This is a genomic window from uncultured Pseudacidovorax sp. (assembly GCF_913773995.1).
GTDB lineage: Bacteria > Pseudomonadota > Gammaproteobacteria > Burkholderiales > Burkholderiaceae_C > Xenophilus.
The window spans coordinates 21,023-41,105 of sequence record NZ_CAJYES010000216.1 but is presented as its reverse complement, the minus strand read 5'-3'; the positions used below and the strand labels follow the sequence as shown (position 1 = coordinate 41,105).

General features: G+C 72.8%; 14 protein-coding genes. All 14 read right to left on the bottom strand.

Translation table 11 applies throughout. From position 1 onward, the window contains the following. On the bottom strand, window positions 1-1,586 hold a 1,586-nt coding region (locus QZ772_RS20115; RefSeq protein ID WP_295529987.1), incomplete at its 3' end, for an AAA family ATPase. A gap of 42 nt (window positions 1,587-1,628) precedes the next feature. Then, window positions 1,629-2,723 carry a type VI secretion system baseplate subunit TssG gene (gene tssG / locus QZ772_RS20110; protein ID WP_295529984.1) on the bottom strand — a complete coding sequence of 365 codons (1,095 nt, stop codon included), beginning with the start codon at window positions 2,721-2,723 and terminating at the stop codon, window positions 1,629-1,631. A gap of 32 nt (window positions 2,724-2,755) precedes the next feature. Further along, entirely contained in the window at window positions 2,756-4,648 is a 1,893-nt protein-coding gene (gene tssF, locus QZ772_RS20105; protein ID WP_295529981.1) for a type VI secretion system baseplate subunit TssF, read from the bottom strand. Window positions 4,649-4,657: 9 nt separating this feature from the next. Next, a complete protein-coding gene (gene tssE, locus QZ772_RS20100) occupies window positions 4,658-5,182 on the bottom strand; it encodes a type VI secretion system baseplate subunit TssE (RefSeq protein ID WP_295529978.1) in 525 nt (174 codons plus the stop codon). Further along, complete coding sequence (locus tag QZ772_RS20095; protein WP_295529976.1) at window positions 5,175-6,041, bottom strand: type VI secretion system accessory protein TagJ; 867 nt, start codon at window positions 6,039-6,041, stop codon at window positions 5,175-5,177. The genes tssE and QZ772_RS20095 overlap by 8 nt, the downstream gene beginning before the upstream one ends. Before the next feature lie 51 nt (window positions 6,042-6,092). Further along, a complete protein-coding gene (locus QZ772_RS20090) occupies window positions 6,093-6,647 on the bottom strand; it encodes a type VI secretion system tube protein Hcp (protein WP_295529973.1) in 555 nt (184 codons plus the stop codon). Window positions 6,648-6,683: 36 nt separating this feature from the next. After that, window positions 6,684-8,648: a caspase family protein gene (locus tag QZ772_RS20085; RefSeq protein ID WP_295529970.1), complete on the bottom strand. Its 1,965-nt coding sequence runs from the start codon at window positions 8,646-8,648 to the stop codon at window positions 6,684-6,686. Between the two features lie 11 nt (window positions 8,649-8,659). Beyond that, window positions 8,660-9,844 (bottom strand): hypothetical protein, encoded by a 1,185-nt coding sequence (locus QZ772_RS20080; protein ID WP_295529966.1) that lies wholly within the window; start codon window positions 9,842-9,844, stop codon window positions 8,660-8,662. Between the two features lie 26 nt (window positions 9,845-9,870). Continuing rightward, complete coding sequence (locus QZ772_RS20075; RefSeq protein WP_295529963.1) at window positions 9,871-10,650, bottom strand: hypothetical protein; 780 nt, start codon at window positions 10,648-10,650, stop codon at window positions 9,871-9,873. A gap of 147 nt (window positions 10,651-10,797) precedes the next feature. Continuing rightward, complete coding sequence (locus tag QZ772_RS20070; protein WP_295529960.1) at window positions 10,798-12,468, bottom strand: MltA domain-containing protein; 1,671 nt, start codon at window positions 12,466-12,468, stop codon at window positions 10,798-10,800. 44 nt (window positions 12,469-12,512) lie between these two features. Next, a complete protein-coding gene (locus QZ772_RS20065) occupies window positions 12,513-14,471 on the bottom strand; it encodes a serine/threonine-protein kinase (protein ID WP_295529957.1) in 1,959 nt (652 codons plus the stop codon). Next, window positions 14,468-15,121, bottom strand: coding sequence for a type VI secretion system-associated protein TagF (gene tagF / locus QZ772_RS20060; protein ID WP_295529954.1), 654 nt, complete (start codon window positions 15,119-15,121; stop codon window positions 14,468-14,470). Before tagF ends, QZ772_RS20065 begins: the two co-directional genes overlap by 4 nt. Beyond that, window positions 15,121-18,729, bottom strand: coding sequence for a type VI secretion system membrane subunit TssM (gene tssM / locus QZ772_RS20055; protein ID WP_295529951.1), 3,609 nt, complete (start codon window positions 18,727-18,729; stop codon window positions 15,121-15,123). The genes tagF and tssM overlap by 1 nt, the downstream gene beginning before the upstream one ends. After that, the gene (locus QZ772_RS20050) at window positions 18,726-20,048 is read right to left on the bottom strand and encodes a DotU family type VI secretion system protein (RefSeq protein ID WP_295529948.1); all 1,323 of its coding nucleotides are present in this window, start codon (window positions 20,046-20,048) and stop codon (window positions 18,726-18,728) included. Before QZ772_RS20050 ends, tssM begins: the two co-directional genes overlap by 4 nt. Window positions 20,049-20,083: the final 35 nt, after the last annotated feature.

Below are 20,083 nucleotides of genomic sequence, written 5' to 3'. Positions count from 1 at the left end.
CCCAGGGGGGGAGGGGGAGGAACGTCGACGGGCTGCCCACCGCTGCGCAGCTTGGCGCGCAGGGCCAGCAGCTCGTCCACCAGCGCCTTCTCCTGGCCCCAGCGGCCTTCGAGGTTGCCCAGGCGGTCGCGCTCGGCGGCCAGCTCGGCATTGACGGCCTGCTCGCGCTCGGCCACGTCGATCCCGATGGCCTTCTCGCGGCCGATGATCTGCAGCTCGGTCTCCAGCGACTCGATGCGCTTGCGGCTGTCGTCCACCTCGGCCGGCGTGGCATGCAGGCTCACGGCCACGCGGGCGCAGGCGGTGTCCAGCAGGCTCACGCTCTTGTCGGGCAGCTGGCGCGCGGGGATGTAACGGTGGCTCAGCTTGACGGCGGCTTCCAGCGCCTCGTCCAGGATCTGCACCTGGTGGTGCTTCTCCATGGTGCTGGCCACGCCGCGCATCATCAGGATGGCCTTGCGCTCGTCGGGCTCGTCCACCTGCACGTTCTGGAAGCGGCGGGTCAGCGCCGGATCCTTCTCGATGTACTTTTTGTACTCGGCCCAGGTGGTGGCGCCCACGGTGCGCAGCGTGCCGCGCGCCAGCGCCGGCTTGAGCAGGTTGGCCGCATCGCCGGTGCCGGCCGCGCCGCCCGCGCCCACCAGCGTGTGGGTCTCGTCGACGAACAGGATGATCGGCTGCTCGCTGGCCTGAACCTCTTCGATCACCGAGCGCAGCCGCTGCTCGAACTCGCCCTTCATGCTGGCGCCGGCCTGCAGCAGGCCCACGTCCAGGGCCAGCAGCTTCACGTCCTTGAGGGCCGGCGGCACGTCGCCGCGGGCGATGCGCTGCGCAAAGCCCTCGACCACCGCCGTCTTGCCCACGCCGGCCTCGCCCACCAGGATGGGGTTGTTCTGGCGCCGGCGCATCAGGATGTCGACCACCTGCCGGATCTCGTCGTCGCGGCCGACGATGGGGTCCATCTTGCCGCTGCGGGCCTGCTCGGTGAGGTCGGTGGTGAACTTCTTGAGCGCATCGCCCTTGCCCATCGCGGCGGGCGCGATGGCGCCGCTCTCCTCGCCCGGCGTGCCGCTTCCCATGCCGGTGCCGTCCTGCGCCCGCATCTTGCCTTCGGCCGAGGCGTCGCAGATCTTCGCGAAGTTGGCGGCCAGGTCCTCGACCTTGATCTTCTCGAACTGCTTGGACAGCTGCAGCAGCGGGTTGCGCAGGCTCTGCGTCTTGAGCATGCCGACCACGATGTAGCCGGTGCGCACCTGGGCCTCGCCGAACTGCAGCGTGGCATAGGTCCACGCGCGCTCGATGGCGTTCTCGATGTGCGGCGAAAAGTCGCTGATGGCGGTGGCGCCGCGCGGCAGGCGGTCCAGCGCGGCCGTCACGTCCTTGGCCAGCAGCGAGATGTCCAGCCCGTAGTGCTGCACGATGCGGTGCAGGTCGCTCTCCTGGTTCTGCAGCAGCTGGGCGAACCAGTGCTCCAGCTCCACATAAGGATTGCCGCGCATCTTGCAGAAGACCGTCGCGCCTTCGATGGCCTTGTAGGCCAGGGGATTCAGCTTGCCGAAGAGGGCGGTGCGGCTGATTTCACTCATGGGTTTCTCCAGTAGAGACAGAACGAACGGCGGCCGCTGTTTTCACAAGGCCATGTGGGCAGGGGCCGCCGCGGGCGCGGCGACGATGGAGGACAGGTGCGAAGGGCCGGCGATGCGCACGTCCACCGCGTGGTGCGCGCGCGGGCGGTTGCCGATCCAGCTGGTCCAGCCCAGGCGCGCGCCCATGCCCAGCCTGGTGGGCGGCACCTCGGCACGCTGCAGCAGCAGGCGGGCATCCCAGTCCAGCTCGCCGCCCAGCAGTTGCTGCACCCAGCGCACCAGCGGGCCGCGGGCGCTGCCGTCGGGCAGGAAGCGCATGTATTGGTCGAGGGTGAGCGGGCCCAGGTGCAGGCAGACCTTGTTCTGCCGGTCCCACACGCGGCGACCGAGCACGGCACCGAGGCCCAGCGTGCGCGAGGCGGTGTTGGGATTGCTCGCGCCCACGCGCGTCAGCTCGTCCTCGGGCAGGGTCATCCAGTGACCCACCCAGCGCTCCAGCCGCACCGGCACCTCGAAGAAGCCCGACAGCACCCGCTCCACGCCCTCGGCGCTGTGCACGCGCCTAGCGAGCCAGCCCGAGAAGTGCAGGCGCGCATCGTCCGGCACGTCGTCGCGCTGCTGCCGCGCGGCACCGCCGATGCCCACCAGCGCGCCCACGCGGTGGCGAAAGGGGTCCTCGCCCGGGCGGTCCATGCCGGGCGCTGGCCGGGCCTGCGACCAGGCCCGGTAGAACTGCAGCGCGAAGCGGTGCAGGAAGGTGTCGAGGAAGGCCAGCCAGGTGCGGTCGCCATGGTTGAGCGCGCGCTCGCGGATGAAGTCCGACAGGTGCACCGGCAGCGGGCCATTGGGGCCAACGTAGGCAAAGAAATGCTGGCGGATCAGCGGCGGCCGGCCATCGCCCTGCGGCAGCTCGAAGCGGCTGAGCCCTGCGGGCGCGAAGGCGAGCGAGGGCTCCTGCCCCACGCGCACCGGCTCGGCGGAGGGCCGCAGCGCATGGCCCCAGCGTGGGGCCGACAGGTCGGTCGCCTCCAGCCGGCGCATCAGCGCGAAGTAGTCGTAGGCCCAGGCCTGCTCCGCACGCTCGGCAAGCACTTGCGCCGCCCCCGCACGCGCAGGGGCCGGCACGGGAATGGCCACGGCCGAGGCTGCCGCCGGTGTGCCGCCCGCGCTCACAGGATCGCCCGGGTCCCGCACTGCGGCCTCCAGCGCATCAGCTCGCCGCGACCGGCGGCGTGCAGAACGGTCTCGACGAAATGGTTGACCTCCACATGCCGCGCCAGCCAGCGCGACATGACCGCGCCGAACAGGAACACGCTGCCGCCGTGGAAGGCGGTGGGCTCCACCTCCAGCGCCACCTCCAGCCCGCGGCCGAAGGCCAGCGGCCCGGGCAGCGGCAGCCGGCGCACCAGCGCGCGCGTGCGCACCGACAGCAGCCCGCGCACCTGCGCCTGGCGCGACTCGTCCGCATGCGAGGCATACAGCTGCAGCATCTCGCGCAGCGCCGCCGCGCCCTGCTGCGGCGAGCTGTCGGCCAGCGACAGGTAGTTGAGCGCCAGGTGGTCGATCACCTTCCAGCCCAGGCCTTCCTGCACCACCGGCGAGACCGGCCGCGAGGGCGCGCGCAGCATGCGCACGCGCTGCACCGGGAAGGCGTCCATGCATTCGAAGTCGTTGTCGCGCCCTTGCGGCAGCAGCAGCGGCAGGTCGCGGTTGGTGACCAGGGCCGACACCGCCAGCTGCCGCAACTGCGTCGGAAAGGGCGCCTCCTGCGGATCGACGATCTGCAAGTACACCTCCGAGCCGATGTGGCTGCTGCGATGGCCCTCGCTGCGCTGGCGGGCGGACAGCAGGCGCGGCTCGCGCGTGGTCGTGTAGTAGGCCGGGTGCACATGGCGGCTGCCGTGGAAGGCCGCATAGAAGGGCAGGAAGCGCTGCTCCTGCACGCCGTCGCCCTGCACCGTGCCGCTGTGGCCGACCACCTCGGTCACCGAATGCACCTCGAAGTCCTGCGGCCGGGTGCGGTCGGGCAGCAGGTGGAACTGGCTCACGCCCTCGCCCACCTGCACGCGGTCGAGCCGCTTGGGGAAGAGGTTGACGACGGGCACGCAGTTCAGTCGCACGTTGTCGGGGCCCACCAGCTTCTCCAGCGCCGCATCGCCGCGCGAGAACAGGATCACCACTTCGACCTCGGCGACCGGCATGGTGGCCAGCAGCGGCGCCAGTCCGGTGAGCCGCGCGAAGCGGAAGCGCTCGGGGCAGGCGAAGTACTCCTGCACCAGCCGGAAGCCCGAGAAGCCCGTGTGGGTGACCGGCAGCAGCGCCTCGTCGTCGGCGAAGCCGCAGTCCTGCACCGTGCTGCCGGGCAGCTCGCGCAGGCCCGCGCCCGCCGCGGCGCCCGTGCCCAGCGGCCGCAGCCACACGGCCACCGGCCGGTTGAGCACGCATTCGTGCAGCTGCCAGGCCACGTCGTCCGCGCCGCCGAAGTGCAGCAGCAGCTCGTCCATGGGGATCTGGCCGAAGTTCAGTCCGGCCGTGGCCTGCAGCGTGAAGCGCAGGCCACCGCGGATCTCGCGCGAGCGTGGATGCCGCGCCAGCGGCAGGTCGGGCGCATAGCTGAAGTACTGGGCCTGCGTGAGCGCGACCGGCCACACCCGCAGATCCTGCCCGGTGCGGAATTCGCAGTGCGTGTTCTGGCCGCTGGCGGCCCGCGCCCGCAGCCCGCTGCCGCGCGGCAGCACGGGGCCGCGCGCCAGGTTGCCGTCCTCCAGCTCGACGTCGAAGGCGCACACCGTCATCGCGGGCGTGGGCGCCAGGAAGTGCGGATGGACGATGTCCAGCAGGTGGCCGGTGAAGCGCGGGTAGTCGGCGTCGAGCTTGAGGTTGACCCGCGCGGCCAGGAAGGCCGTGGCCTCGATCAGCCGCTCCACATAGGGATCGGCCACCTCCTGGCCTTCGAGGCCGAGGCGGTGCGCGATCTTGGGAAAGGTGCGTGCGAACTCCGACGTGCTCTCGCGGAAGTAGCGCAGCTCCTGCTCGTACAGGTTCAGCAGCCGGGGGTCCATGGCGTGCCCTCAGCGCGGAGGCGTGGCCTGCTCGATGTCGACGCGCCCTTCTTCCAGGTCGATGCGGCTTCGCATCAGGAACTCCAGCGGCACCGGCTGCGCCCACAGCATGCCGCGGATCTGCAGACCGACGCGGTTGTGGGAGTCCAGGGCGGAGCCTTCCATGACGAGTTCAACTTCCAGGGTGCGGGGCAGGATGCGGGGCTCGAACTGCAGGATCGCGTTCTTGAGCGCCTGTTCCATGCTGACACGCTGGATCGACGAGGTGAACTGGCCGGACAGCATAGGCAATCCGTAGTTCAGTACGGACCGCGCCGCATGAGGATGACGGCGCTCGTCCAGGCCCCGCAGTTCGCCGGTGGCGTTGAAGAGCCAGGCCAGGTCGCGCAGCACCGCGGCCCGCAACGCCTGGCGGGTGAGCGTGCGCTGCTCGTCGCCTTCGCGCTCGCGGCCCGGCTCCAGGTCCACCAGCCGGTCGAGCAGCGAGGGCTGCAGGCGCTCCTGCGCGCTGGCGATGTCGCGTGGCTCAGCCACCGGCGGCGCTGTCCTGCGTGGCGTCCTCGGCGTCGCCCTGGCCGGCCTCGGCCGCCGATGCGCCCGGCTCCACGTCGAACACGATCTCGCGCACGTCCATCAGCGCATGCTCGCCCGCGTCGCTGCTGAAGCTGCGCTGGCCGAGGCCCGTCCACACCTCGGGTGCACGCTCCTGCCATTCGGTCTTGCGCGCCAGCTGCAGCGCGCCGTCGCTGCTGGCCTGACTGCCGTCGTAGCGCGTGGGGATCAGCGCCAGCTGCTCGCCGCCGTTGGCGAAGGTCAGATGCGCGGGCATCCACACGGCGTCGCGCAGGTCCTCGGGCGCCTCGATCTTCACGGCGGCCAGGCGCGAGAAGGGCACCCAGTAGTAGCGGCCGTTGACGAAGGCCTCCAGCACCGGTCCGAGACGCATATCGGCATCGGCCAGCCATTCGAAGCGCTGGCCGTCGAGCGTTCCCGATGTGGCCGGCGCCGCATCGAAGGCGCGTTCGCGCAGCTGCTCGCCGGCGGCTGCATCTCCCGCGCCGATGCGCAGCAGCGACTCCACCAGCAGGGCCAGCCATTCGTCGGGCTGGCCGAAGATCATGGGCGTGCGCTTGCCGGCGAAGACCTCGGCGCGCAGGCCCTCGCAGCGGATGGCCTCGCCGTACATCTGCTTCATGGGGATGGCGGCGGCGTCCATCTCGGCGGCCACGCTCAACTGGTTCAGCGCGCGCTCCCACTGGCCCAGCACGCACAGCAGTTGGGCCAGGAAGACGCGCAGCTTCGTGTCTGCCGGTTTGGCACGCACCTGCACGGTGAGAGCGGCCAGGGCGCCGGCCGGGTCGTGGGCGGCCAGAAGTTGTTCGGGGGTGCTCATGGGGGCTCCTAGGTGGACGGAGGAAGGTCTGGGATGGGCGCGTGGGCGGTGTCAGCCCAGCTCGGCGCCGCGGACGGCGCCGCGCCGGCCGTCCTTCAGCTGGGGCGCCGAGGCGATGACCATCCGGCGGTAGGCGAAGGCCAGGATCTCGCAGGGCACGCCCACGCTGCCGCCGGTCACCAGCGCGTAGTTGGACAGGCGCGCCTCTTCGAGGGCGATCTCCAGCGTCGACTCCTGGACGGGCGACGAGTCGCCCGAGGCCTTGAAGCAGGACAGCAGCACGCTCACGTCGCTGACCTGCGACTTGATCAGGTTGGCGATGGAGGCCGTGGCCGCGTCGCAGCGGCGCACGATCAGCATGGCGTTGAGCGTGAGCTTGGACTTGGTGCCGCCCGGTGCCGCATCGGCCCGGACGGCGGCGAAGTAACCCAGCACCGCCATGCGCTTCTTGCCATCGGCGAACACCCGGGGAGATTCGCCTTCGATCTGGTTGCCCTTGCTTTCGATGCTCATCACCAGGTCGATGTTGTCGGCACGGTTGAGCGAAAGTTCGAGCATGCGCAGCGCCTCGTCGGCATCGATCTGCTGGTCCTGGTTGAATGACATGGTGTTCCTCGTCGTCTGGAAGGGGGAGATGGGCGGTCAGGGCGCCCTGGCCGCGCCCCAGCGCACGGCTACGGCCAGCACCTGGCGCTCGCGGTCGGGCCGGGCCTGGCCGCGCACGCGCAGGTCCGCCAGCGGCGCGGCGGCCGACAGGCCGAAGAGGCGCGGTGCGCTCTGCGGCAATGCCGGGCTGGCCACCACCAGCAGCCGGCCGGCCCCGCCCGCGGGCAGATCGAAGCGCTTCATGGAAGGCGATTGCGGCTGGCCGCGCTCGAAGCGGTTGGCCTCGCCGGCCTCGCCGGGGTAGACGGACCACAGGCCGCCCTGGGCATCCAGGGCCAGCACGGCCAGGTCCAGCGAATGGCCGCTGGCGTTGCGCACCAAGAGGCGCAGGCGCTGGCCCTCGGCCGGCGCGAGCACGCCGTCCACCGGCAGGGGCCGGCTGGCCACCAGGCGCTCGCCTTCCCAGGTCTCGATGGCCAGGTCCAGCCCATCCACGCGGCGGCCGTCGGCCAACTGCTGCAGCCGCTCGAACCACTTGAGCTGAGCCATGAGTTCCAGCCGCCGGCGCACGGCAGCGTCGCTGGTGAGCGGAGGGGGCGCAGGCACCGCGCCCGTCCAGCGCGCCGCATCGGCCGACAGCGGAGACAGCCGCTGGCCCGCGCGGCCGGCCGGCGCCCACAGCAGGTCGGCGTCGCCATCGACCGACTCGATGGCGGCCGGATAGTCCAGGTTGATGCCGGCGGGCAGGGCCCGGTCGGCGCGCACGCGCAGCACCAGCGAGGGTGGCGGCGCCACCGGCGCGACGCTCCACAGCGCGCCACCGGCGGCGTCCTGCAGGCTGTCGGGCACGGCCAGGCGCGCCTGGGAGAGCGTGGCCTCCTGCAGTAGCGCCGTGGCGCTGCGTGCGCTGCCGTCGGGCAGCACGGCGCTCACCGTTACCGCCTGCTGCGCCTCCAGACCGTCGAGCTGGCCCGCGTCCAGCGACAGGCTGGCACCGGCGCGCTGCGCGGGCCACGCCGGCTGCGTGCTGCGCGGGCGGGCGCTGTTGTCGAAGAGGGGCAGGTCCAGGCTGCCCTCGGCCACCGGCGAGGGCAGCTCGCGCTGCGGAAAGCGCTGCTCCAGCTCGTCGATGACCGGCGGATAGGCCGCCAGCGCGCCATTGAAGAGTTCGCGCCAGGTGGCGGGACGGCGCTGCAGGCCCTGGGCCAGGGCCCAGGTGAGCAGTCCGTGCGGACGGGCCTGCCGATCGCCGCGCGGCAGGCGCAGCTCGGGCGTGACCTGGTGGCTCTCCGAAGCGAAGAAGGCCACGTATCGGGCACGCGGCACGGCGGCGGTAGCCGGCGCGGCGGGCAGAGGGGGGACCGCGGCGCCATCGCCGCCGGTCAGCTGTTCGGGTCGCACGCCGCGCCAGCGCACCTCGTCGTCCGGCGGGCCGGGGTCGGGGGTGTCGACGGCACGGGTGCTGCGCGTCATGGAGGCGGCCGAACAGGTGTCGAACACCGCCCACACGAAGACGCCACGCGAGAGGAAGGCCTGGATCCAGCCGTCCACGTCGACGTCGCGCACGCCGCCGTTCAGAGCGCGGCCCCCGCCGATGGTTCCCCGCACGTCGCGCGCCAGGAAGTTCTCGGCCAGGCCGTCGGGCTCCTGGTAGCGCTTGGCCGTGTCACGCAGCCGCGTGCCATGGCCCGAGAAGTACAGCAGCACGAAGTCGCCCTGGCCCGAGCGGGCCAGCAGTTGCTGCAGCGCCTGGCCGATGGCGCGGCTGTCGGGCGGCTGTGCGCCGGGCACGCCGTCGGCCAGCGTGGCGATGTCGGCCGGCGCGAAGCCCTGCTGTTGCAGCACCTCGCGCATCAAGAGCACGTCGTTGCGCGGCGCCTGCAGCCACAGGTTCTGCGGCTGGAAGGGCAGCTCCGACACGCCCACCAGCAGCGCGCGCTGCACCGCTGCGGCCGGCAGGGCGGCCAGCGCGAGCAGCAGCAACAGGGCGAGTCGGCGCATGGGGACGGCTTTCAAGGCAGCTCGACCGCGTCCACCAGCGGCGAGGAGCGCAACACGGCCAGCCCGTCCTGCGGCTGCAGCAGCCGCAGCGACCAGCGGCCCTGCCCGTCCGGGCCGGCGACGGCCTGGGCACCGGCCGTCTGCAGCAGACGGGCGGCATCGGCCATGTCGGTGCCGGGCTTCCAGCGCACCCGCGCGTCGACCTGCGGCGCGGCGGGCGCGGTGGGCGGCGCATCGCGCAGGCGCATGGCGTCGTCGTCGCCGCCGTGCAGGGCGGGCAGCAGGCCGGCGTTCTGCACCACGAGCACCAGCGCCAGCACGCCCAGGGCCGGGCCCCAGGTGCCGCGGAAGCCGCCGGCGCCACCGCCCAGGCGACGGAAGAAGCGCCGGAGCGGGCCGCCGTCGTCCTCGCCGTGACGTTGCCCCGCGCCACCGCGACCGCTGCCGTGCATCGACTGCGCGGCGCCACGCAGCGGTGCGCCAGCGGTGCGCGCCATCGGCGTTGCCGATTGCGCCAGCCGCCGTGCGGCCTGCTGGTACAGCCCCTGGTAGTCGGCCCGCGGATCGCCTTCGGCGGCCAGGGGCGTGCCGGTCAGCACCGTGAAGCAGCCGGCCACGCTGCGCAGCGCGATCTGCCCGGGCGCGGCCGGCGTGGCCTGCACCGTGCCGGCCGGCGCACCCACGCGCTGCGCGGCCCATTCGTCGGCCACGGCGCGCACGGCCGCCAGCCGTGTGGCCGACAGCTCGCCCAGCACGCGCGCGCACAGCTGCGGCGAGGGCACCAGCGTGACCGGGTTCCAGGCCTGCACCACGCCGAACAGCGGCTCGAAAGGCTCGTCCTGTGGCTCCAGCAGCACGTCCCAGGCGCCGGCCCAGTCGGCCTCGCCCACGGCCAGCCAGCCCTGCCACCGGCCGTCGGGCAGCAGGCGGTCGAGCAGCACGCCCAGCATGCGGCCCTCGCACAGCACCGAGAGCAGGCGACCGGGCGCCCAGCGCGCGCCGAAGCCGCGGGCGGCCAGGGCTTCGCGGCGGCGGGCCAGCTCGGTCAGCGGCAGCAGCAGGTCGGTGGGGGCGCCTGCTTCGGCAGCGGCAGGTTCGCCCTCGCGCGCCGGGCCCGCGGCGGGGCGGCGCACCGGCGGGCCTTCGAGCATGCTGCGGATGTGGGCCAGCGGGGGCCAGAGGTCGAGGGGGCGCATGGCATCCGTCCTGATGGTCTATGTCGTCAGGAGGAGGACGCCTCAGCACCGAGGATTTCGAAAACCGCGCCGATCGCGTCCATGTTGCCGGGCTCGATGGCGATGCCCAGGGTCTGCGCGATCCAGCCGCCCAGCAGGGTGCGGCCATAGTCCGCCGGCAGCGATTCGCGCCGGTGCACCAGGCCCAGCCGGCCGGCGCGGTAGTGGTAGGAGGCGATGGCATGGCGCGCGGCCACGCCCGACAGCGGCGCCTCGCGGCCGAAGCCTTCGCACAGCAGCAGCCGCTCGGGCTCACCCAGACCGGCGATGAAGCGGCGCGCCGCCTCGGCCACGCCGGCCATGCTCAGGCCGTGCTCGGCCAGGCAGCCGGCGGCATCGCCCGCGCCGCCGCGATGGCCGCGCAGGTGGGCATCGAGCTGCTCGTCGCTCACCTCCTCGCCCAGCGAGAGCTTGCGGCGGAAGCTGGTGGCCCGCGTGCAGTCGATCAGGTAGCGGCGGAAGTAGGCGCACAGGGCGAAGGCGGTCGACGGCGCGCTGTGCGCGGCACGGTCGGTGGCACCCCCGGCGCCCTCCTCCTCGCCCTCTTCCGGGTCGGCGTCGAGCCGCAGCACCTTGAGGTAGATGAACTGCGCCACCAGCTCCTGCCGGCCTTCGCCCAGGGCCTTGAGCTCGGGCGGATGGCAGTCGCCCAGCGCTGTGCCGACGATGCCGTACATGCGCCCCATCTCGTGCGGCGCCAGCGTCTGCCGGCGGCGCCACAGGCGCACCAGCTCCGCGCTGTCTTCGGACGAGAGGGTGTTCTGCATCAGGCCCTCCGGGCTGTGGCGGCACGCGTCCGACGGCCGCGGAGCAGGCCATGCGGGGACATCCGCGGAACCGGCTTTGCCGGGCCGCAGGATGTGCCCCCTGCAGGGGGTAGGCGAAGCGCGCAGCGCGTAGCCTGGGGGGGAGCGTCAGTCATCGGAGCAGGTGTCGTCGTCGGGGACGACGCAGTTCGCCAGAGAGGCCCCGCGCGTGCGCACCGAGCCGCCGCCCGTGGTCGCCGCGGCCACCGTCAGACCGCGCGGAAGCAGCAGCCAGAGCTGGCCGCGCTCCTTCATGCGGCGCGCCTGGTTGGCCGCCTGACGGCCGTTGCCGAAGAAGTAGTCGGCCCGCACCGCGCCGCGGATGGCGCCGCCCGTGTCCTGCGCGATGGTCAGGCGCTGCATCGGCGTGCCCGTGCCCGGCTGGCGCGTGGAGACGAAGACCGGAAAGCCCAGCGGCGCGCTGCGTGGATCGACCGCGATGGAACGGCCCGGCTGCAGCGGCACGCCCAGCGCCCCCACTGGCCCGTCGGCGTTGGTGGGCACTTCCTTGAAGAAGACGTAGCTCGGATCCTGGATGCCAGTGCCCGTCGCCGCCGCGGCAGGCGTGCGCTGCCCCGGCACGGCCACCGGGCCGCTGCGTGCCGGCAGGGCGAGCGCGAAGCCGCGGGTGCGCACCGTGCTGGTGTCGGTCTCGTCGGCCTCGTCGTCGTCCACCTCCAGCTCGACGGCCGAGCCGCGGGTGCGCACGGCCGTCTTGGCCTTGCCGTTGGCCGCCTTGGCCAGCGTGGGCCGGAAGGGCTGGCCGTTCTGCTCGGCATAGCCCACGCGCACGGTCTGGCCGTCGGGCAGGCGGATGCGGCCAGAGCCCTGCACCTGCATCTCGTACAGCTCGGTGGCGCTGCGCACGAAGGCCAGCACCTTGGCATTGGGCACGCCCAGGCGCTCGATTTCGGCGCGCGTGTAGTAGGGCACCAGCTGCCGGCCCTCGACGCGGAGGCGGGCCTTGCGGTCCACCGTGTCGCGCACGATCTGCGACAGGTCCAGCGCATACAGGCCCGGCGCGCCCATGTCGCGGGTCGACAGGCCCTGCTGCACCACCACGTTGCGGCCGTTCAGCCGCGCGGCCACGGTGCCGTTGCCGGCGGGCAGGCGGCGCGTGTCGAGGAAGAGCATGTCCTCCGGCTGGGCATAGACCGGGTAGATGAAGGGCGGCGAGTAGCTGCGGTTGCCCTCGATCTCGGGCTCGAAGTAGCCGGTGACCACGCCGTCGGGCCGGCGGTCGTCGTCGCGGATCTGGTAGGCCGCGAATTCGCTTTCGTAGAAGCTGCGGATGGCCGGATTGCTGCGGCCGTCCACCTGGCGGGCGCGCTCGCACACCTGCGCCCATTGCTGGCCGCGGCGCACGAGCACCTTGCAGCTGTCGAGGAAGGCCGACCAGCTGTCGACGAAATCGTCGCGCTGCCAGCCGGGCACCACGTCGAAGGGGGTGGCGGTGTAGGTGGCCAGCTGGGTCGAGAAGGTGCGGGCCTGGCCGGCGACGCTGCCGCCCGGGCGTGGCGCGGGTGCGACCGGCGCGGGCGCCGGTGCGGCCACCGGCGGCCCGATGACGATGGGCGCCTGCGGCGCGGCGGCCACCGGGGCCGGCGGCGGCGCAGCGGGGGGCGGCGGCGTGGCGCAGCCGGCGACCAGCAGCGCCGCCACCGTCACCGCCGTGGCGCCGGCCAGGGAGACGGCACGGGCGCTGCCCGTCGGCGCGGCAGGGCGGCCACGAGGCGCGGGCGCCTTGGGGGACAGGGGATTCGGGACCAGGACCTGCATGGATCACTCCTTCGGTTCACGCGCGGGGAAGACCATGAAGACGATCACTTCTCGACGATCTTGAAGCTCCCTACGCCGTAGGCGTCGGCACAGCCGGCGCTTTGCGGGCAGACGGGCCGGCCCCGCAGCACGGTGGCGGCGGGGCCGGGATTGGCGGCTTCGAGCGAAGCCAGGCCGGCGGCCGGAAACAGCGGGAAGACGCCCTCGCTCTTCATGCCGGCATCGCTGAAGTCGCGCTCGCGCTCGCTCACCACCACGGCGAAATGGTTGGTGCCGGGCGGCCCGCCCGCCTCCATGGGCCAGGAGGCGCGCGGCAGGGCCATCGTGCTGCCGGCCGTGATGCGGTTGTGGCGGTCCAGCAGGTTGGGAAAGAGCTGGAACAGCTCGCCCCCGCTGGCCAGCAGGAAGACGTAGACGAAGCCGTCGCGGTTGCTGCGCACGTCGAAGGCCAGCTTGTCCTTGCCGATGCTCACCTCCGGCTTGCGGGCCGTGGCGGTGACGTCGAAGCCCGGCGTGGCGCCCACCGACAGGGCCTGCAGCGATTCGAGCGGCGTCTTCGGCGCGACGCGCGGTGGCGGGGCGGGTGGCGCGGGCGCCGGGCTGGGCGCGGCAGCGGGCGCATCGGCCACCGGAGCCTGAGCCACGGCGGAAGGCGGCGGTGGCGCGGCGCCATCGCCGCGCCCGCTCCACCACAGCGCCGCGCCCGCCGCGACGGCCAGCGCGGCCACGCCGCCGATCACGGGCACGAGCTTCGAGCGTCCCCCGCCGCCATCGACCGGCGCCGGGGCGGGCGCTGGCCGGGGCGGCTGCGTGCGCGCGGCGGCCGGCGTACGGGCCACGGCCGGGGCCGCGCCGCCAGCCGGTGCGCTGCGCGTGGCGGCCATGGTGGTGGTCTCTTCCAGCCCGAGCTGCTGGCGGAACTCGGCCATGGACTGCGGCCGGCCCTCGGGCCGCACCGCCAGGCCCGCGTCCACCGCGGCCAGGAGGGCCGGGCTGTAGCGCTGCTGCAGCTGTTCGTTGCCGGCCAGCGGCACGTAGCTGTCGCTCAGGATGCGCGCCACCGAGGGCGGCGGCGAGCGGCCGCAGATGGCCACGTGCATCACGGCCGCCAGGGCGTAGACGTCGGTCCACGGGCCCTGCTTCATGTCGGGCATCTCGGCGTACTGTTCGACGGGCGCGTAGCCGGGCTTGAGGATGACGGTGATGGCCTGCGTCTTGTCGCTGATCACGCGGCGCGCGGCGCCGAAGTCCAGCACCACCGGCCGGCCCGAGCCTTCGAGCAGCAGGATGTTGTCGGGCGCGATGTCGCGGTGGAAGCAGTTGGCCGCATGCATCACGGCCAGCGCCTGGCTCACGCCGTCCATCACGCGCAGCAGCCAGCCCTCGTCCACGCCGGCCGGGATGTCGGCCAGCGCCTGGCGCAGCGTGTCGCCGCGGTAGAAGGGCATCACCATGTAGGTGGTGCCGCGCTCCTGCCAGAAGCGGTAGACCTTCAGCAGCGAGGGATGGTCGAACTGCGCCAGCAGCCGGGCCTCGTTGATGAAGGAGCGCATGCCCAGGTCGAAGGTCTCGCGGTGGCGCTCCGACAGCGGCATGATGGTCCCGTCGCCGGTGCGCGTGGCCAGCGAGGTGGGCAGGTATTCCTTGATGGCGACCACGCGCTCGAGCGTGTGGTCCCAGGCCTCGTAGACCACGCCGAAGCCACCCTGGCCGATGAGCCGGGTGATCTCGAATTCGGCGATCACGCTGCCCGGCGGCAGCGTGCCGGCATCGCCGCCGCCACCGGCCGGCGCGGCGCCGGCGCCGGTGCGCGGCTGGCTCGGCGCAAAGGCGCTGCCGGTGACGACGCGCGTGGCATCGCCGGCCGGGGCGCCGCCGCCCGTGACGACACGGGTCGCATCGGCTGCATCAGCGGCGCCGGTGACCACGCGCATGGCCTCGTCGGGGCCGGGCGCGCCGCCGCCGATGATGCGGGTGGGTTCGTCGGGCGAGGCGTCGCTCATGGCGCGGCCTCCGGCAGGCTGCCCTCGCTGCGGTCGTCGAAGCCGAAGAGCAGGTCGAAGCGCGCGCCGCGCGGCAGGCCGGCGGCGGTGAGGGCGGGCGCACCCGCGGCGGCGCCCGCCTCGGGATGCGTGAGCCACAGCGACTGGCCATGCGTGGGCCAGGCCGGCGCGTCGCCCCCCTCCACCAACGACTCGTTGCGGCCGAACACCGTGGCCAGCAGGGCATCGAAGGCGGCGGCGTCCAGGTCCTGCTCCAGCGCCTGCAGCGCGGCCTGCGCGCCGCCCTGCCACCAGGCCAGCAGCGCAGGCCATTCGGCCGCGGCAGGCTTCGTGCCCTGCAGCGCCGCGGCCACGGTGAAGGGAAAGTAGCGGCCCACGCCGTCCACGGAGGGCATCATCACGCCCACCCAGGCCTGGCCGTCGGCCACGCCGGGCGCCAGCACGAAGAACCACAGCGGCCCTTCGAGGTAACGTTCGCGCCAGTCGCTTTCGTGGCGCAGGCGCAGCTGCATCAGGCCCTCCTGCAGCCAGCCGTCCCAGGCCTCGCGGAAGTCCGCCGGCAGGCGCCGGTGGGCGAAGTCGCCGATGCCCGGCAGCTTGCCGAACCAGCCCGGCAGCGTCTGCGGCTCGGCCAGGAAGTGCGCCGCCATCAGAGGCCCTCCGGGCAGGAGAACTCGCGCAGCTCCTTCATCCGGATCGGATGCTGCACGCTGTTGGTCGTGACCTCGAAGCGGGCGCGCCGCGCGTCGAGCTGGAAGGTGATGAAGAACTTCTCCGGCCCGTCGCCCGAGGCCAGCTGGCCGCGGTCGAGCATCTTGAACAGCGCCCACGGCCCTTCGGTGACCTGGCCCGAGGTGCCGCCCGAGGTGGGCGGCGCGATGGTCAGGCGCACCTGGTTGGTGTTGCGCGGCCCGGGCCACTGCACGGTCATCGGCACGATGGGGCCGTGCGCGTACTTGACCGTCTGACCATCGACGTCGAGCGAGAAGCTGGTGATGCCGGCGTCCATCTCGACCGGCTTGAAGTCCAGCCGCATGCCGGGCGTGCGGCCGCCGCCGCGGAAGAACACCTGCTTGATGACGTCCGCACGCTCGAACTGCTGCAGCGCGGCCGGCGAGATGGCGCCCTGCTCGGCGATGGGCTTGTAGCGCCACGGCCGGCGGCTGGTGTCCACCAGCTGCGCCAGCTTCTTCTGGAAGAAGTCGTCCATCAGCCCGCCGGGGCCGAACATCTGGCCGAAGTCCTCGGGCAGCACGTCGCGGTTGCTGCTCTCCACGAAGGGATAGCGGCCGGCGATGGCGCGCTGGCAGAACTCGGTCACCGGGCGCAGGTCCTGGCTGAGGTTGCCGCGCTCGGCCACGCGGGCCTGGGCGGCGCCGGTGCTGCTGAGGTTCTCGATCATCGAGCGCACCGGGTCGGGCAGGCGCCCCGCATCGGACTTGAGCTTGCCGGCCACGTCGCCCGGAGGCGGCGCGCTGCGGCTCTTGACGGCCGTGTCCACCGCCGTGAGGTAGACGTACACCTCGTTGAAGAGCTTGAGCGCGTCGTCGATGGGCGCGGGCTGGCCCGGCGCCGCAGGCGTGACCAGCCGGCGCAGGCTCTCGAAGCGGTCGTCCACGATGGACTCGATGCTCTTGCCCACCGGCACCGCGCGCTGCGCGTCGCTGCCACTGCCGCCGAACAGCTCCTCCAGGCCCTTGCGCGTGTTGCGCACGGTCTCGGCGGCCTTGCCGACGGCGGACTTGTCGTCCTTGGCCGGCGTGAGCGTGGTCTGCTTGACCACCGCGCGCAGGAAGTTGGCCAGCGGCGAATCCACGCCCGAGACGATGCGGGCGATGTCGATGTTCTTCTCCAGCCCGCCCGCGCGGATCAGGCGCACGTCGGCCAGCAGGGCCTGCCACAGGCGCGCGTATTCCTCCAGGTAGAGGCGCCGCACGCGGTCGGTGAGCTGGCCCAGGGCCGCGGCATCCCGGGCGCGGTCGGCGGCGCTCTTCTCCTGGCCGAGCACCCAGGGGTCTTCGGCCGCGAGCTGGCCGGTGACCAGCACCACCGCGTTCTGGAAGCGCTGGTGGTAGCCGTCGTAGGTGAACAGGCCCGGCACGCCTTCGGTCAGCGGCTTGCCGCTGGGCCGCTCGAACACCAGCGGCGCCGAGGGACCGGCGGCCTGGGCCACGGTGAAGTCGGGCATGTCCTTGCCCAGGCGCTGGCGCTTGAGGCGGCTGAAGATGCGCTGCTCGGGCGGGTAGCTGGCCAGCAGGCCGCGGGTGCTGCGCACCAGGTTCTCGTCCATGGGCAGCGGCGACCGCGGCGGCCCTTGCGCGATCAGCAGGTCGAGCTGGTCCTCCAGCATCCTGCGGCGCTCGGGCGGCACGCCGCGGTCCAGCGTGCGCTCCCAGTCCAGCGTGATCCAGGCCTTGAGCGCCTCGGGGTCGAAGTGCTCGGGCTGGTGGATCATGAGGTAGCTCTTGAGCGCCTCGTACAGGTATTCGAGGTTGTCGCGCGGCGCGCTGCGCAGCTGGTCCTCGATGCGGCGCGCCAGCTGCGGCAGGAAGGCCTCGTTGAGCGCGCGCTGGTGCGCGGCCTGGGCGGCGGCGTCCATCTTGTCGCCCTGGTACAGGCCCAGCGTCATCAGGAAGGGCGTGTCGCCCTCGCGGTTGACCGGCGTGCGCCACACGTCGCGCAGGTTGCCCAGCACCGGGGCCATGTCGATGGGGCTGCTGGCCTGCGTGGGCAGCGTGGCCAGCGACTGGCGGGTGGGCTCCAGCTTGGCCTCCACCGACTTCAGGTACTCGGCATTGCGCCAGGCCGACCAGCCCCAGCCCGCCAGCAGCGCCAGCGTGACCAGGCCCATGGCCGAGACGCCGGCCAGGCGCAGCAGGTGGCGCTTGCGCTCCAGCTTGACGTCGGCGCCGGCCAGGCGCTGCTCGGGAAACACCACGTCCTTGAGCAGCGTGGTGAGGAAGTAGCTGCGGCCGCTGGACTTCTGCGGCGCCAGGATGGCGCGCTCGATGCCGAAGCTGCGCGCCAGGCTGCCCATCACGCGGTCGATGGGGCTGCCCTCCTGCGTGCCGCTGGTGAAGTACACGCCGCGCACCCACGGCGGCTGGGCGAAGCGCGAGCCGGTGAACACCTGGTCCAGCAGGTCCGCGAGCAGCGGACCCACGGTGGCGAACTGCGCCGGAAAGCCGAAGATGGCGCCGCGGCGGGTGCCGTCGGTCTCCTGCTGCATGCGCTCGATGAGGCCGTTGTTGACGCGCTCGTGCAGCAGCGAAAACTCGCGCTGGAAGGGCTGCTGAAGACCGTGCTCGGCCAGGTGCGAGCCCTCATCGGGCGACAGGGTGAAGCCGAAGACCTGCGCCCGCTGCTCCTTGCCGAGGTCGGCGAAGTATTCGGTGAAGCCGTAGAGCAGGTCGCTCTTGGTCACCAGCACGTACACCGGCAGGCGGGTGGTCAGGCGCTCGTCCAGCTCCAGCAGACGCGCGCGCATGGAAGCGGCCAGTGCGCTGCGCGCCTCCAGGCCCTGGCCCAGCAGGTCGGCGACGCTGACGGTGAGGAAGACGCCGTTGAGCGGCCGGCGCGGGCGGGCCTTCTTCAGCAGGTTGAGGAAGCCGTCCCAGGCGCTCTTGTCCTCGGCGGCATGGCTGTCCTGCGTGGTGTAGCGGCCGGCGGTGTCGATCAGCACCGCCTCGTCGGTGAACCACCAGTCGCAGTTGCGGGTGCCGCCCACGCCGCGGATGGCGCCGGCGCCGAACTTCTCGGCCAGCGGGAACGACAGGCCCGAGTTGACCAGCGCCGTGGTCTTGCCCGAACCCGGTGCGCCGATGAAGACATACCAGGGCAGGTCGTAGAGGTAGCTGCCGCCGGACAGCGACAGCCAGTCGCGCCAGCCGGGCTTCTTGCCGGCCGCGGTGAGGCGCATCTTCTTGAGCGTGGCGATGGCCTCGCCGAAGCGGTCGGCCAGCACCTGCTGCTCGCCATTGCCGGGGGCTTCGGCCTTGGCGGTGGCGGGCGCCTTCATCAGGCCGTCGGTCAGCGCGCGGCTGGCCCGGCGCACGCGCCAGCGGCGGATGGCCAGGCGCAGCAGCACCAGCAGCACGATGACGCCGATCAGGATGGCGCGCGCGAGCTCGCTTTCGAGCGGCACCAGCGCGCCGATCTTGATCAGCGGGCCGATCCACCAGATCAGCAGGCCCAGGATGGCCAGGGCCACCACGGTGAGCAGCACCGGGTGGAAGATGAACTTGAAGACGGCCTTCATTTCGCCGCTCCTTCAGGGGGAGCCAATAGGACGATGTCCACGCGCCGGTTGCGCGCCCGGTTGGCGGGCGTGTCGTTGGCGGCGACGGGCTCGGCATCGGCCTTGCCTTCGGCCTTCATGCGGACCGGGTCGACCTGCGCCGCGAGCGCCTGACGCACGGCCTCGGCCCGCGCGGTGGACAGGTGCCAGTTGGAGGGATAGCGCAGCGAGCGGATCGGCTGGCTGTCGGAATGGCCGGTGATCAGCACCTCGCCCTTGACCTCGGCCAGGGCCTGGCCGATGCGCACCAGCACCGGCATGGCCTGCGCCATGGGCTCGGCGCTGCCGGAGCCGAAGAAGGCATCGCCGCGCAGCCGCACCGTGCTGCGGTCGGCCTCGTCGGTGACGGTCACCAGGCCCTGCTTGACCTCGGCCTCCAGGAAGCGCGCGAGCCGCGGCGACTTGGCCGGCACCGGAGCAGGCGGCGGCACGAGCTGCGTGTTGGGCAGGCGCAGGCCCGCCACGCGCGACCAGGTGGTGTCGGACAGGTTGCCCAGCCACAGCCGCAGGCCGAACCAGACCAGTGCCAGCAGCAGCAGGAAGCCGGCGCCGACCACCCACAGCGGCACCGATTCGCGCAGCCGCGCGCTGCCGCCGCCCGCGCCCTGCCAGTGGGGCGACAGCGCCGGCTCCAGCGGCGGGCGGTCCTTGCGGATCAGGTCGGCCAGGCGCTGGCGCACCGAGTCCAGCTGGGCGCGGCCGTTGTCGACCACGCGGTAGCGGCCCTCGAAGCCCAGGGCCAGCACGCTGTAGATGAGTTCGAGCAGCTGGCGGTGCGTGGGCACGTCCTGCGCCAGGCGGGCCAGCAGCTGGAAGACCTTCTCGCCGCCCCAGGTTTCGTTGTGGAACTGCACCAGCAGGCTCTGCTTGTTCCAGCCGCCCGACACGCCCCAGGGCGTGTTGGCCACGGCCTCGTCCAGCGCGGTGCACAGCACGTAGCGGGCGGCCAGCACGGTCTCGTTGCTGGCGCCGGCGCGGCGCGCATCGGCATCGAACTGCTGCACCGCCTGCGCGGCCGAGGCGCGCAGCGCACCCACGTCGGGCGGCTGCACCAGGTTGCGCAGCTTGCCCATCAGCACCAGCAGCCGCCCGGCGGCCGACACCAGCGGATTGAGCAGGCCCAGGTCGCCCAGCTCGGTGGGCAGCGGCTCGGCGCCCGGGGAGGAAGGCGGCGGCATCATCGGCGGCGGCGCATTGCCGCCCGCACCGGGCGTGCGCGGCTTGGGCTTGATGACGGTGCGTTCGGACTCGAAGGCCGCGAAGGGATCAGGCGTGCTCACGAGGGCCTCCAGAGAGCATTCGGCTACGCGAAGCG

Coding starts and splice junctions, on each gene's coding strand:
- tssF (WP_295529981.1), bottom strand. CDS start 4,648: ATGGACCCCCGGCTGCTGAACCTGTACGAGCAGGAGCTGCGCTACTTC.
- QZ772_RS20090 (WP_295529973.1), bottom strand. CDS start 6,647: ATGTCATTCAACCAGGACCAGCAGATCGATGCCGACGAGGCGCTGCGC.
- QZ772_RS20095 (WP_295529976.1), bottom strand. CDS start 6,041: ATGAGCACCCCCGAACAACTTCTGGCCGCCCACGACCCGGCCGGCGCC.
- tssM (WP_295529951.1), bottom strand. CDS start 18,729: ATGAAGGCCGTCTTCAAGTTCATCTTCCACCCGGTGCTGCTCACCGTG.
- QZ772_RS20085 (WP_295529970.1), bottom strand. CDS start 8,648: ATGCGCCGACTCGCCCTGTTGCTGCTGCTCGCGCTGGCCGCCCTGCCG.
- QZ772_RS20070 (WP_295529960.1), bottom strand. CDS start 12,468: ATGCAGGTCCTGGTCCCGAATCCCCTGTCCCCCAAGGCGCCCGCGCCT.
- QZ772_RS20065 (WP_295529957.1), bottom strand. CDS start 14,471: ATGAGCGACGCCTCGCCCGACGAACCCACCCGCATCATCGGCGGCGGC.
- QZ772_RS20075 (WP_295529963.1), bottom strand. CDS start 10,650: ATGCAGAACACCCTCTCGTCCGAAGACAGCGCGGAGCTGGTGCGCCTG.
- QZ772_RS20080 (WP_295529966.1), bottom strand. CDS start 9,844: ATGCGCCCCCTCGACCTCTGGCCCCCGCTGGCCCACATCCGCAGCATG.
- tagF (WP_295529954.1), bottom strand. CDS start 15,121: ATGGCGGCGCACTTCCTGGCCGAGCCGCAGACGCTGCCGGGCTGGTTC.